Origin of the sequence: Sphingomonas sp. (genome assembly GCF_017304615.1) — a bacterium.
GTDB lineage: Bacteria > Pseudomonadota > Alphaproteobacteria > Sphingomonadales > Sphingomonadaceae > Sphingomonas.
Genome location: NZ_JAFKLZ010000001.1, coordinates 780,910 through 793,879, shown reverse-complemented (window position 1 = coordinate 793,879; position 12,970 = coordinate 780,910). Strand labels below are relative to the sequence as shown.

Here is a 12,970-nt window from a genome sequence, read left to right as displayed (position 1 = left end):
CCACAACGGAGTCGCGCCTTGACCATTCTTCCCGCCCCCTCGCCCGCCCAGAGCCCGAGCGCGTTGCCGCATCCCCTGCCCTCGGCGCTGGGCGACCGGCTGATCCTGCTCGCGATCCGGCGGATGGGGGCTAACGGCCTCGCCGACGCGCATGTCGCACAAAGCTACCTCGCCGCGTTCGGCAGCGGGTTTCGTCGTCCGCTGGTCCTCGCCCGCGCGTTCATGGCCGAACTCGCTGCCACCGCGACGACGACGATCGCGATCGCGCCGTGCTGCTGCGCGCGGATGACCTGGGCGGAGGCCGCGCTGATCGCCGCGATTGGCAATGCCGAGCGCCGCCCCGATCTCACACGTCTGTTGCTCGCCGACGTGATGGCCGAACGCCGCGCCGACGCCATCGTCGCAACCGCCGCCGCGGTCTCCGCCGCTTTTTCCGACGCCGGGATGCCGATCGGGGGCTAGCCCGCGCGCGACACCGGCATGACGCCGATCACCCGGTCTCGCTCGCCGTCTCGGTCCCCGCCGTGCCCATCGCCTCATCGACCAGGCCGCTGCGCATCATCCACCAGAAGATCAGCACGCCGGGCAAGGCGATGACCGTGGTCAGCACGTAGAAGTTCACATAACCGATGCCGTCGATCAGCGCGCCCGCCGTGGCGCCCGTCAGCAAGCGGCCCAGAATGCTCGCCGCAGCCGAGATCAGCGCATATTGCGCAGCGGTGAAGCGCAGGTCGGTCAGCGCCGAGAAATAGGCCGTGACGACGACGCCGCCATAGCCGCTCGCGATATTCTCGAACCCGATCGCCCCGGCCATTCCCAGGTTCGAATGCCCCGCCGCCGCAAGCGCCGCAAAGCTGAGGTTCGAAACCGCCATCAGGATCAGCGCGATGAACACCGACCGCTTCAGCCCCAGCTTTGCATAGAGCACGCCGCCGATGAAGATGCCGACCATATACGCCCAGAAGCCCAGGAAAACGTCATACCCTGCAATCTCGGCGTTGGTGAATTTCAGGTCGTCGAACAGCAAGCGGAACGTCAGATTGGCCAGCGTGTCGCCGACCTTGTGGACAAGGATAAAGATCAGCACGATGATCGCGCCGCGCCGCTTGAAGAATTCGGCGAAGGGTCCCCAGATCGACGTCAGCACCTGCGCGACGCTGCGCCGCTCCGTCACTACCTGGCGCCGCGAGGGTTCGCCCAGTGCCAGCGCGGTCAGCATCGCCGGCAGCGCCAGGATGCAACAGGTCAGATACGCGACCGTCCAGTTGGACGAGGCCGCCACGAGCAGCGCCAGCGACGCCGCGCCGACATTGCCGATCCGATAGCCATATTGCGCCATGCCCGACCCGACGCCGAGCTGGCGCGGTTCGAGCAACTCGATGCGATACGCGTCGATCACCGTATCGAACGTCGCGCCTGCCAGCCCCACCAGGATCGCGGCGATCGCCATGCCGCCGATACTGACCTTCGGATCGGCCAGCGCCAGATTGGCGACCGCGGCGATCACCAGCACCCCGGCGAGCAGCATCCACGACACGCGCTGGCCCAGCCGCCCGATGACAGGCAGCCGCACGCCGTCGACCATCCAGGACCACAGCCATTTCAGGTTATAGACGAGGATCGCCAGGCTGAACGCGGTGACAGTCGCCTTGGTGATGCCATCCTGTTTCAATCGCGTGGTCAGCGTCGCGGCGATCATCGCGAACGGAAAACCCGACGACACGCCCAGCGCCAACGCGGCCAGCGGCGCCTTTTCGAAATAGGGACGAACGCTGTCGACCCAGCTATGCGGCCGTTCCACGTCGGTCATTCAGGCTTGCTCCCCGTCTTATTACGGCAGACACTAGCCGCAAAAATCGGGAGAGGAAGCCCATGAACGTGGCGGCGAAAATCGCTCCGACGCCGGGACAGCTCGCGCTGGCGAAACAGCTCGCGGCAGGCGGCGGGCAACGCGAGACGACGGTCACGCATATCGACGCGGCGGCCTATACCGATCCGGCGCGTTATGCCGCTGAGCGCGAGCGACTGTTCGGACGACGACCTCTGGTGATAGCGCCATCCGCGTTGCTGCCCGAACCGGGGATGGCGGTGCCGCATGATGGCTACGGCAAGCCTCTGCTCGTCACGCGCGACCGCGATGGGGCGGCCCATGTCTTCCTCAACGTCTGCCGGCATCGCGGCACACGGCTGGTCGAAGGGGTGGAGCCGGTGTGCGCCGGACGGCTGGTCTGTCCGTATCATGCCTGGACCTACGGCCTCGATGGCAAGCTGCTCGCGCTGCCGCGGAACGATGCCTTCCCGGGCCTCGACAAGGCGGCGTTCGGCCTGAAGCGCCTGCCGACGCGCGAGGCGGGCGGGCTGATCTGGTTCGCGTTCGATGAGGCCGCCGACTTCGCCGAGCCCGACACGCTGGGCCTCGATTTCGACGCTTTCGACCTTGCCGGACAGCACCTGTTCCGCCGCCGCACGCATGATGTCGCGGCGAACTGGAAGCTGATCATGGACGCGCTCCTGGAAAGCTATCACGTCCAGCGGCTCCACGCGGCCACCATCGGTCCCTTCTTCAAGGACGGCGTCGCATCGGCCGACACGATCGGGGCGCATCAGCGTTCGGCGGTCGGCCGTGATGTGGAGGCGATCGAATGCGCGGCGGAGGACTGGCCGACGCTCCGCCGCGCGATCACCTATACCTACCAGATGTTTCCCGCGACGATCCTGATCGTCAGTCCCGATTACATGAACCTGATGACACTGATGCCGCGCGGCGTCGATCGCGTGCTGGTCGAGGATTTCATGCTGATCCCCGAACCGCCCGCGACTGACAAAGCACTGGCACATTGGGAGAAAAGCTGGAACTTGCTCGACGGCGGCGTGTTCGGCGCGGAGGATTTCCGTGCGGCGGCCCTAGGACAGGAGGGGCTGATGTCGGGCGCGATCGACCGGCTGACGCTCGGCGGCCTGGAAGGCGGAATCAAAGTGTTTCACGATGCGGTGGAGGCGGCGCTGGCCAACTAGCCCCATCCGTCATGCCGGGCTTGTCCCGGCATCCGCAGTGCAGCAACTGTCGGCTTCCATGTGGCGACGCGGGCCCCGGCACAAGGCCGGGGTGACGGACGGTATTTGGCTGCGCTAGTGCTTCAACACCAACACGATCGTTTCGATCACGCGCCGCGTATCCTCGATCGACTCGACCTTGATAGTGTCGAGTCCCATTTCCTTCGCCGGATAGTCGTTCCCGCCAGGGAAGATCGCATCGCCCAGGAACAGCACCTCGTCTGCCGTCACCCCCGCCTCGGACAACAGTTTCCGTAATCCGTACGCCTTGTCGACGCCCTTGCGCGTTATGTCGATCGAGGTCGATCCGCCGATATTGATCGACAGATCGGGGAGCATCGTCTGAAGCCGCGCCTGCAGCTTCTTGCGCTTGGCATGGTCGGGATCCCACGCGTCCTTCGCCTCTAGCGGCGCTTGCTGACCAAGCGCGGAGAACGTCACCTGGCTGCCGCGATCCTCGACCCGTTCGCCCCAGGTCTTGCCCTGGCCGAGCCCTTCTTCGGCCATCGCCTTGTCGAATGCGTCGATGATCGCCTTGCGCTCCTCTGGCGTGAACAGTTCGGCGTAGATCGCCTTCCATTCGCCATCCACGAACCGATAGAGCTTGGTCCCAGTCGTCGGCTGGATGAACAGGTTCGCCAGGTTCGCGCGGTCGATCATCCGCCCGACCACCTGCTTCTCGAATTGCGGCCAGTCCCCGCCCGAGATGATGTCGACCTTCGCCACGTCGAGCAGGTCGGCGAGCGCGTTCGCCATGCGATCATCGAGGGGTTGTTTCGACAGTGCCAGCGTGCCGTCGAGGTCGAACGCGATCAGTTTCTTCATGGTCTAGCCCTTGGCAGGATGAACGAGTCGATCGCATGCGCGACGCCGTTCTCCTCGTTGCTGGTGGAAATTTCGTCGGCGCGTGCCTTCACCGCGTCGGGCGCCTGGCCCATCGCGACCGAGAAACCGGCGCGCTCGAACATGGCCACGTCATTGTTCATGTCGCCGAACACCGCGACATCGGCCAAGTCGACGCCGAGCATCTTCGCCAGCGCCGCGACGCCGTCGCCCTTGTTCGCCGCGGTGTCGGTGACGTCGAGATAATAGGTCTGGCTCTGCCCGACGGTCGCGCGGTCGCCGAACGCGGCGGCGGCCCGCTCGGTCAACGCGCGCAGCATCGGCGCGTCGAAGCTCACGAACGTCACCTTGTCGGCGCGGTCATAGAGGTCGGAGAAATCCGCCCGCAGGATCGGTTCGGCATTGGAGGCGATACGCTCGCGCGCGATCCGTTCACCGTCGAGCGACGAGACGTACCAGCGGTTTTCGGCGAAGATCCAGCGATCGACCGCCGCCCCTTCCGCCATCGCGAACAGTCCGGCCACTACGCCGGGATCGACCCTGCGTTCGGCGATCACCGATCCGTCCGGCCGGAAGATCACGCCCCCGTTTATGCCGGCGACCGGAATGTCGATGCCAAGCGGCGCGACCAGCGGCATCACGCCCGACATCGGCCGCGCGCTGATCAGCGTGAACGCGATTCCCGCCCCGCGCAGCCGATGCACCGCGGCGATCACTTCGGGGCTGAGCGACTTGTCCTTGCGGACGATCGTGCCGTCGACATCCGACACGACCAGACGAATCGTCGCGCCCCTGCTTGATGTCACTGTGGCATTTCCACATGCCCGCCGAACCCGAAGCGCATCGCCGACAGCAATTTGTCGCCATACGTATGCTCCACCCGGCTGCGATAGCGCGCGAACAGGGCGGCGGTCAGGACGTGCGCGGGCACCGCTTCCTCCATCGCCGCCTCGATCGTCCAGTGCCCCTCGCCCGAATCGGCGACGTTGCCGGTGAATTTGGAGAGCTGCATGTCCTGCGCGAGTTGCTGCGCACACAGATCGAGCAGCCAGGACGAGATCACGCTCCCGCGCCGCCACACTTCGGCGATGTCGGTCAGGTTGAGGTCATACCGTTCGTCCTCCGGCAACTTGTCCGACTTCTTCGACGCCAGAATGTCGAAGCCCTCGGCATAGGCCTGCATCAGGCCGTATTCGATGCCGTTATGGACCATCTTGACGAAATGCCCCGCCCCCGCCGGCCCGGCATGGATATAGCCTAGTTCGGCGCGCGGATCCTCGCCCTCCTGCTCCATCCGGTTGGGGGTGCGCGCAATCGTGCCGAGCCCGGGCGCCAGCGCCTCCAGGATCGGGTCGATCGTCTTGATCACGTCCGCTTCGCCGCCGACCATCATGCAATAGCCGCGCTCCAGCCCCCACACGCCGCCCGACGTACCGACGTCGACATAGTGGACGCCCTTTTCCGCAAGCGCCTTGGACCGGCGAATGTCGTCCTTGTAGAAGGTGTTGCCGCCGTCGATGATGATGTCGCCCTTCGCGCACGTGGCGGTCAGCGCGGCGATGGTGCTTTCGGTCGGATCGCCCGCGGGGAGCATGACCCAGAAGATGCGCGGGCCATCGAGCGCGGCCCTCATCTCGTCGAGCGAATTGACGCCGATCGCGCCTTCGCCGGCCAGTCCCTTCACTGTATCTGCCGAGCGGTCATAGACCACCGTCTGATGCCCCGCGCGCATCAGGCGCCGCGCGATGTTGGCGCCCATCCGGCCCAGGCCGATGATCCCTAGCTTCATGTAATGCTCACCCTTCCAACCGTTCGCCCTGAGCCTGTCCAAGGGCGTGTCCACACCACGTGCTTCGACAAGCTCAGCACGAACGGAGAAGATTCGGTTAGGTTGCCTCCGCCGGATGCTTGGCGGCGATCGCGCCGAGCAGGTCGTCGAACGCCTTGGCGAACGACTGCACCCCTTCCTCGACCAGGGTGTCGGTGACGCCGTCAAGGTCCAACCCGAGCCGCTCCGTCTCGGCGAGGACGTGGCGGGCCCCGTCCACGTCGGCCGTCAGCGTTTCCGCCGGGGTACCATGGTCGCGGAACGCGTCGAGCGTCTTGGGCGGCACGGTGTTGACCGTGTCCGGGCCGATCAGCGTGTCGAGGTAGAGCGTGTCGGGATAATCGGGGTTCTTGGTCCCCGTCGACGCCCAGAGCAGCCGCTGCGGCATAGCGCCCTTCGCGGCCAGCGCCTGCCAGCGGTCGGACTTGATGAAGTCTAGATACCATTGATACGCCAGCTTCGCATTGGCGATCGCGACCTTGCCCTTCAACGGCTTGGCGGCGTCGTCCCCCGTACCGGCGTCGATCGCATCGTCGATCTTTGTGTCGATCCGGCTGACGAAGAAGCTCGCGACGCTGGCGATCCGGTCGATCGCCTCACCCCGCGCGGCGCGCTTTTCGAGCCCCTCGACGGACGCCAGCGCGACCGCCTTGTACGCCTCGATCCCGAACAGCAGGGTCACGTTGACGTTGATCCCCTTGTCGATCGTCGCGGCGATCGCGGGGACGCCCGCCGGCGTGCCGGGAATCTTGATCATCAGATTGGGCCGGTCGACCGCGCGCCACAGCCGTTCGGCCTCCGCCGCGGTGCCGTCGGTATCGGCGGCGAGATAGGGCGACACTTCCATGCTGACATAGCCGTCCTTCGCATCGAGCCGATCGTAGATCGGGCGGAGCGTGTCGGCAGCGGCCTGAATGTCCTGGATCGCGAGATGCTCGTAACGCGCCATCGCCGACGCATCCGGGTTCGCCTTGTCGAACTCTGCGAGCGCGGCGTCATAGGCGTCGCCATGCCCCATCGCTTTCTCGAAGATCGACGGGTTGCTGGTGACGCCGGTTATCCCGTCCTCATCGACCAGCTTCTGCAACCCGCCCTCGGCGAGCGATCTGCGGTCGATGAAGTCGAGCCACACCGCCTGGCCGAGTTTTTCGAGATCGTTGAGGCGTCCCATCACTTCGTCTCCAGCAACGATTTGGCGACCTTCACGACGTTATCGACCGTGAAGCCGAACTTGTCCTGCAACTTGGCGATCGGGGCTGAGGCGCCGAAGGTCGCCATGCCGACCACCTTGCCCGCCGACCCGACATAGCGGTCCCAGCCGAGCTCGCCCGCCATCTCGATCGCGACCCGCGCGGTCACGCTTTTGGGCAGCACCGATTCCTTATAGGCGTCGGACTGCTTCTCATACCGGAACCAGCTCGGCATCGACACGACACGCGCCGCCACGCCATCGGCCTTGAGCTTTTCATATGCCTCGACCGCGAGCGACACTTCGGACCCCGTCGCGATCAGGATCACTTGCGGGTCGTCGCTGTCGGCCAGCACATAGCCGCCCTGCGCGACGCCATCGGCGCTGGCATATTTGGTACGATCGAGCGTCGGCAGCGCCTGACGCGACAGGATCAAGGCCGTTGGATGCTGGCCATCGTTCACGATCGCCTTCCACGCCGCCGCGACTTCGTTCGCGTCGCCCGGACGGATCGTGTCGAGCCCCGGGATCGCGCGTAGCGTCGCGAGATGTTCGATCGGCTGGTGCGTCGGGCCGTCCTCGCCCACCCCGATCGAATCATGTGTGTAAACCCAGGTCGACCCCAGCTCCATGATCGCCGACAGCCGCACCGGCGCGCGCATGTAGTCGAGGAACACCAGGAACGTACTGCCATACGAGCGCAGGTGCGACAGGGTCATACCGTTGACCACCGCGCCCATCGCATGTTCGCGCACGCCGAAATGGAAGTTCGCGCCGGCATAGTTGTTCGCCTCGAACGATTCCGCCCCCTTGATGTCGGTCTTGGTCGATGGCGCGAGGTCGGCCGAGCCGCCGACCAGCCAGGGCACGGTCTTGACAATCGCGTTGAGCACCTTGCCCCCCGCATCGCGGCTGGCGATGCCCTTGGGATCGGCGTCGAAGGTCGGGATGTCGGCGTCCCAGCCCTCGGGCAACTTGCCAGCGAGCAGCAGGTCGAGTTCCTTGGCCGGATCACTCCACGTCTCGCGATAGCTGGCGAGGGTCGCCTCCCACGCCTCGCGCAACGGCCGCCCACGATCGGCGACGGCCCCGTTGAAATGCTCGACCACGCCGTCCGGGACATAGAAGTCCTTGTCCGGCCAGCCGTACGCCGCCTTGGTCGCCTTGACGTTGTCGACGCCGAGCGGTTCGCCATGCGCCTTTTCGCTGCCGGCGCGTGGGCTGCCCCAGCCGATCACCGAATGGACCAGAATGAAGGTCGGGCGGTCATCGGTCTTCCTGAATGCCGCCAGCGCCTGCGCCATCGCCACACAATCGTTGGCGTCGACGACATGGACGACGTTCCAGCCATAAGCCTCGAAACGCTTGCCGACATCCTCGTCGAAGGCGAGGTCGGTCGAGCCCTCGATCGAAATCTGGTTGCTGTCGTAGATCCAGCACAGGTTGCTGAGCTTCAGGTGCCCAGCGATCGAGGCGGCTTCCGCCGACACGCCCTCCATCATGTCGCCATCGCCGCACAGGACGTAGACATCATGGTCGAACAGATCGAAGCCCGGTCGGTTGTAGCGCGCCGCGAGCCAGCGCTCGGCGATCGCCATGCCGACCGAATTGCCGCATCCCGCACCGAGCGGTCCGGTGGTCGTTTCGACGCCCGTCGTATGGCGATATTCGGGATGGCCCGGCGTCTTCGACCCGAGCTGACGGAAGTTCTCCAGATCCTCGAGGCTCAGTGCAGGCTTGCCGGTCTTGTTCCCGTCGCGATCGATCTCCTCGATCCCCGCCAAGTGGATCAGCGAATAGAGCAGCATCGACGCGTGCCCGACCGACAGCACGAAGCGATCGCGATTGGGCCAGTCGGGCTTGGACGGATCGTAGCGCAGGAATTGCGACCACAGCGTATAGCCGACCGGCGCGAGCGCCATCGGCGTACCGGGATGCCCCGAATTGGCCTTCTGCACCGCGTCCATCGACAGCGTGCGGATCGTGTCGATCGTCAGGCGCTCGATCGACCCGTCTTCCTTCAACTGGTCGACATCCCGGGCGGCGGTTTCGGTATCGGACATGCAAGGCTCCCACTCGGGTGGTCGAACGCGCAAACACCGGCAGGGTTGCGCTTTGACCTGTCCTATATGGCGGGCTTTTCGCTCGTGCCACCCATCACGGCGCGGGGCGTTCCATTTTCGTAACGATCCCGCCCGTCGCGACATAAAGCGCGTCGATTTCGGTCAGGAACAGGCCGTGGCCGAGCGCGCCGGGAACGGCCTGGAGGTCGAGCGCGAGTCGCGCGGGGTCGGTGATCGGGCCGAACCGGCAATCGAGCACCAGATTGCCCTGATTGGTTCGGTATTCCTTCCCCGCCATATTTATTCGCAGGACCGGATCGGCGCCCAGTTCCTTCGCGCGCGCCGCGACGAAGCTGCGGGCGAACGGCAAGGTCTCGACCGGCACCGGCCGCGCGCCCAGCACATCGACCCGCTTGCCGCCATCGGCGATCGCGACCATCCGCCGCGCCGCGCTGGCGAGGATCTTCTCGCGAAGCATCGCCCCGCCCCCGCCCTTGATCGCGCGGAATTGCGGGTCGATCTCGTCCACGCCGTCGATCACCAGGTCGAGTTCCGCCCGATCGGCGAAGCGCGAAATCGGAATACCGGCGTCGCGCGCCGCGTTGGTGGTCCGCTGCGATGTCGAAAAGAAGGTCGCGCCTGGCCACTCCGCCAAACGGCGCCCGGCCGCGGCGATGACGAACGCCACCGTTGTCCCGCTGCCCAGCCCGACACGCATCCCGTCGCGGATTTCCGCGACCGCAGCCTCAGCCGCCAGCTTCTTGTCGTCGTCCTGCATGGGGGACGCGCTACCAGAAAAGCGAAGGGCCGCGCCATCCCATCGGATGACGCGGCCCCGTGATCGTCAGCGCAAAAGCGCTTAAGGATCAGTTAGCGTTGGCTACGTTGTCGGCCGGAACGGTGTCGTTCAGCACCGTGGCGTTCTCGTCGACCGACAGGTTGGCGTCGTCGACATTGGCGACGACGTCGTTGGTCGACGTGTTGCCGGCGCCGACATTGCCACCGCAAGCGGCGAGGCCGAGCATGGCAGGCGCGATCACCGACAGAATAACGAGCTTCTTCATATGTATCACTCCGTGGCTTCCAGGGCCGGCACCCCCGCTCTGCACCATGCGTCGCGTAACCGGACCCGTGTTCCGCCGGCCCCTATGCCGCAATCCCTATCCATTTGATAGGAGAAAATGCACGCCTTGCCGCATTCTTGCCCAATTTGGGCGTCTCCGTTGCTGCGACGCGGCAAAAACAAAAGCCCCGCCGGTCGGCCTGACCGGCGGGGCTTTCATTGGCGCGCCCGGAACGATTCGAACGTCCGACCCTCAGATTCGTAGTCTGATGCTCTATCCAGCTGAGCTACGGGCGCGCAAGAGAGGCGTCCCTTAGAGACCTCGTTCAGCGAGCGCAAGTGCGTTGCGTGCGGCTTTTTCGCCCCCTAGACCGAACGCCATGAAACGATCCGCCCTGCTCCTGATCGCCCTGTCCGCCGCCGGTTGCGCGCAATCGACCGACAAATATCCGTCGCTGGCGCTGCGCCCGATCGAGACTCGATCGGAGGCCGAGCCTGTCGCGCCGGTGGTCGAGGCGACGCCCGACGCCGCGCTGGATGCGCGGATCACGGCGTCCACCGCCAAGCTCGCGCAGATCGACGCCGACTTTACGACCCTGGCGGCGAAGGCCGACGCCGCCGCCCGCGCAAAGGGCGCGATGGCGACTGGCAGCGACCAATGGCTCGCCGCGCAGGAAGCGCTCGCTGAACTGGAGGGACTGCACGGCGACACGCAGGGCATGGTCAGCGATCTGGAGCAGATGGTGACCGATCGCGGGATCGCCGGCCAGCCGCCCTACCCTACGCTGGACGCACTGCACGCCCGGGCGCGGGATCAGCTCAACCGCGAAATCGCGAAGGTCGCGGCGGTCAAGGCGCTGCTCGGCGAGAAATAGGCCGCGCGATGCGATAGAGGATGTGGCGCTTGAGCGGGCTGCCGTCGGGCACCTTTGGGTGATCGAAATCCTCGTCCGGATAGCGCGTCATGCCCAGCCGCTCCATCAATCCCCAGCTTCGCGTATTGGCCAGCACGGTAATCGCCGTGATCGCTGGCACGTCGAGATTGTCCCACCCCCAGGCCAGACTCGCTTCCGCCGCCTCGCGCGCATAGCCCCGGCCCCAGGCGTCGCGCCGCAACCGCCAGCCGATCTCGGTCTGCCCCGCCAGGAAATCGTAGCCCGGCTGCAATCCGCAGAAGCCGATGAACGCTCCGTCGTCCTTCCGCTCGACCGCCCAGAAGCAATAGCCGCGCTCAGCCATCACCGCGTTCATCCGGTCGCCCGCCGCTTGCGCGTCGGCCAGCGTCATCGGCGGGCCGAGATAGCGCATTACCTCGGCGTCATTGCCCATCGCGTGGAACGGCGCGATGTCGCCGTCGCGCCAGCCGCGCAGGATCAGGCGATCGGTTTCGATCATTGCGGCCGATCGATCGCCCACACCGCCATCGCTCCGAATGGATCGTCGGCGGCGAACTTGGGATGCCGGAAGTCGAGATCGGCGCGGCGCTCCATGCCGAGCCGCACCATCAGTCCCCAGGAGCGAGTGTTCTCGACGGTCGTATAGGCGATGATCCGCGGATCGGCGGTATTCGCCCAGCCCCACGCCAGGCTGGCCGCCGCCGCCTCGCGCGCGACTCCCTTTCCCCAATATGGCTCGGCGATCCGCCAGCCGATTTCGAGATCACCCGTCACCGGCGTATCCGGGTGATGCGCGCGCCGTAGCCCGCACACCCCGATGAGTTCGCCGCTTTCACGCCAATCGACCGCCCACATCGAAAAGCCGTCGCGATCCTCGCTCGCTATTTGCGCGTCGATCAGCGCGTCATGCTCGCGCGGCGGCCAGACACCCCCGAAATGAGCCATCATCGCCGGGGTATTGATGATCTGATCGAAGCGCGGCTTGTCGCTCTCGCGCCATGGGCGAAGGATCAGACGATCGGTCTCGATCACTTGCCCAGCAGTTTCGCAGCGTGGAGCGCGTGATAGGTTAGCACCCCCGAACAACCCGCGCGCTTGAATGCCATCAGCGTTTCCAGCACCACCGCGTCACGCTCCGCCGCGCCCGCCGCGACCGCGGCCTCGATCATCGCGTATTCGCCCGACACCTGATAGGCGAACACCGGCACCTGAAACTCCGATTTCACACGCAGGATGATGTCGAGATAGGGCAGGCCGGGCTTGACCATCACGCTGTCGGCGCCTTCGGCCAAATCGAGTTGGACTTCGCGCAGCGCTTCTTCGGCATTGGCCGAATCCATCTGGTACGTCTTCTTGTCGCCCTTCAGCAGGCCCCTGCTGCCGACCGCGTCGCGGAACGGGCCGTAGAAGCCGCTGGCATATTTGGCGGCGTAGGACATGATCTGGACGTTGACGTGGCCGTCGGCCTCCAGCGCGTCGCGGATCAGCCCGACGCGGCCGTCCATCATGTCCGACGGCGCGATGATGTCGGCGCCGGACGCCGCCTGGTTGAGCGCCTGGCCGACCAGCACCTCGGCGGTCTCGTCGTTGAGGACATAGCCGCCCGCATCGAGCAACCCGTCATGGCCGTGGCTCGTATAGGGATCGAGCGCGACGTCGGTCAGCACCCCGACCTCCGGCACCGCATCCTTCAGCGCCTTGATCGCGCGGCACATCAGATTGTCGGGATTGAGCGCTTCCTCGCCGCGGTCGCTGCGGCGATCGGCCTGTGTGTTCGGGAACAGTGCAACGCACGGAATGCCGAGGTCGCGCGCTTCCTTGGCCCGTGCGACGATGCCGTCGACCGACCAGCGCGACACGCCGGGCAAGCTCGCGATCGGCTCCTCGACACCCTCCCCTTCGGCGATGAACAAGGGCCAGATCAAGTCGGCTGGGGTCAGCACGGTTTCGGCGTGCATCCGCCGGCTCCAGGCCGAAGCACGCGTGCGACGAAGACGAAGTGCAGGGTAGTGGCTCATGCGTCGCCACATGCTC

The 12,970-nt window shown here is 65.8% G+C and carries 14 protein-coding genes and 1 tRNA gene; 3 read left to right on the top strand and 12 right to left on the bottom strand.

Annotated features, from left to right (window positions below):
- The first annotated feature begins 18 nt into the window (after positions 1 to 18).
- Complete coding sequence (locus J0J06_RS03930; protein WP_294040040.1) at positions 19 to 462, top strand: DUF6628 family protein; 444 nt, start codon at positions 19 to 21, stop codon at positions 460 to 462.
- Positions 463 to 490: 28 nt separating this feature from the next.
- On the opposite strand, the gene J0J06_RS03925 is transcribed toward J0J06_RS03930, so the two are convergent.
- On the bottom strand, positions 491 to 1,810 hold the full coding sequence (locus tag J0J06_RS03925; RefSeq protein ID WP_294040039.1) for an MFS transporter: 1,320 nt from the start codon (positions 1,808 to 1,810) through the stop codon (positions 491 to 493).
- Between the two features lie 62 nt (positions 1,811 to 1,872).
- Between J0J06_RS03925 and J0J06_RS03920 the strand changes: the two genes are divergently transcribed.
- The gene (locus tag J0J06_RS03920) at positions 1,873 to 3,015 is read left to right on the top strand and encodes an aromatic ring-hydroxylating dioxygenase subunit alpha (RefSeq protein ID WP_294040038.1); all 1,143 of its coding nucleotides are present in this window, start codon (positions 1,873 to 1,875) and stop codon (positions 3,013 to 3,015) included.
- A gap of 114 nt (positions 3,016 to 3,129) precedes the next feature.
- On the opposite strand, the gene J0J06_RS03915 is transcribed toward J0J06_RS03920, so the two are convergent.
- The 8 genes from J0J06_RS03915 to J0J06_RS03880 all read right to left on the bottom strand — a co-directional run bounded on the left by J0J06_RS03915 (position 3,130) and on the right by J0J06_RS03880 (position 10,337).
- Entirely contained in the window at positions 3,130 to 3,879 is a 750-nt protein-coding gene (locus tag J0J06_RS03915) for an HAD-IIB family hydrolase (protein ID WP_294040037.1), read from the bottom strand.
- Positions 3,876 to 4,703: a Cof-type HAD-IIB family hydrolase gene (locus J0J06_RS03910; RefSeq protein ID WP_294040036.1), complete on the bottom strand. Its 828-nt coding sequence runs from the start codon at positions 4,701 to 4,703 to the stop codon at positions 3,876 to 3,878. Before J0J06_RS03910 ends, J0J06_RS03915 begins: the two co-directional genes overlap by 4 nt.
- On the bottom strand, positions 4,700 to 5,686 hold the full coding sequence (gene gnd, locus J0J06_RS03905; protein WP_294040035.1) for a phosphogluconate dehydrogenase (NAD(+)-dependent, decarboxylating): 987 nt from the start codon (positions 5,684 to 5,686) through the stop codon (positions 4,700 to 4,702). Before gnd ends, J0J06_RS03910 begins: the two co-directional genes overlap by 4 nt.
- Before the next feature lie 97 nt (positions 5,687 to 5,783).
- On the bottom strand, positions 5,784 to 6,896 hold the full coding sequence (tal, locus tag J0J06_RS03900; protein WP_294040824.1) for a transaldolase: 1,113 nt from the start codon (positions 6,894 to 6,896) through the stop codon (positions 5,784 to 5,786).
- Positions 6,896 to 8,977: a transketolase gene (gene tkt, locus J0J06_RS03895; protein ID WP_294040034.1), complete on the bottom strand. Its 2,082-nt coding sequence runs from the start codon at positions 8,975 to 8,977 to the stop codon at positions 6,896 to 6,898. The genes tal and tkt overlap by 1 nt, the downstream gene beginning before the upstream one ends.
- Positions 8,978 to 9,071: 94 nt before the next feature.
- Positions 9,072 to 9,755 (bottom strand): ribose-5-phosphate isomerase RpiA, encoded by a 684-nt coding sequence (gene rpiA, locus J0J06_RS03890; protein WP_294040033.1) that lies wholly within the window; start codon positions 9,753 to 9,755, stop codon positions 9,072 to 9,074.
- A gap of 88 nt (positions 9,756 to 9,843) precedes the next feature.
- A complete protein-coding gene (locus J0J06_RS03885; RefSeq protein WP_294040032.1) occupies positions 9,844 to 10,041 on the bottom strand; it encodes a hypothetical protein in 198 nt (65 codons plus the stop codon).
- 219 nt (positions 10,042 to 10,260) lie between these two features.
- Positions 10,261 to 10,337: transfer RNA gene (locus J0J06_RS03880), tRNA-Arg, on the bottom strand.
- 83 nt (positions 10,338 to 10,420) lie between these two features.
- On the opposite strand from J0J06_RS03880, the gene J0J06_RS03875 reads away from it, so the two are divergent.
- Entirely contained in the window at positions 10,421 to 10,915 is a 495-nt protein-coding gene (locus tag J0J06_RS03875) for a hypothetical protein (protein ID WP_294040031.1), read from the top strand.
- Here J0J06_RS03875 and J0J06_RS03870 read toward each other — a convergent pair.
- From J0J06_RS03870 to hemB, 3 genes are read right to left on the bottom strand one after another with little or no spacing between them, the layout of a single operon-like run.
- The gene (locus tag J0J06_RS03870; protein ID WP_294040030.1) at positions 10,890 to 11,435 is read right to left on the bottom strand and encodes a GNAT family N-acetyltransferase; all 546 of its coding nucleotides are present in this window, start codon (positions 11,433 to 11,435) and stop codon (positions 10,890 to 10,892) included. The two genes, J0J06_RS03875 and J0J06_RS03870, sit on opposite strands and share 26 nt — an antisense overlap.
- Positions 11,432 to 11,968, bottom strand: coding sequence for a GNAT family N-acetyltransferase (locus J0J06_RS03865; protein WP_294040029.1), 537 nt, complete (start codon positions 11,966 to 11,968; stop codon positions 11,432 to 11,434). Before J0J06_RS03865 ends, J0J06_RS03870 begins: the two co-directional genes overlap by 4 nt.
- A complete protein-coding gene (gene hemB / locus J0J06_RS03860) occupies positions 11,965 to 12,954 on the bottom strand; it encodes a porphobilinogen synthase (protein ID WP_294040028.1) in 990 nt (329 codons plus the stop codon). Before hemB ends, J0J06_RS03865 begins: the two co-directional genes overlap by 4 nt.
- Between the last annotated feature and the right edge of the window lie 16 nt (positions 12,955 to 12,970).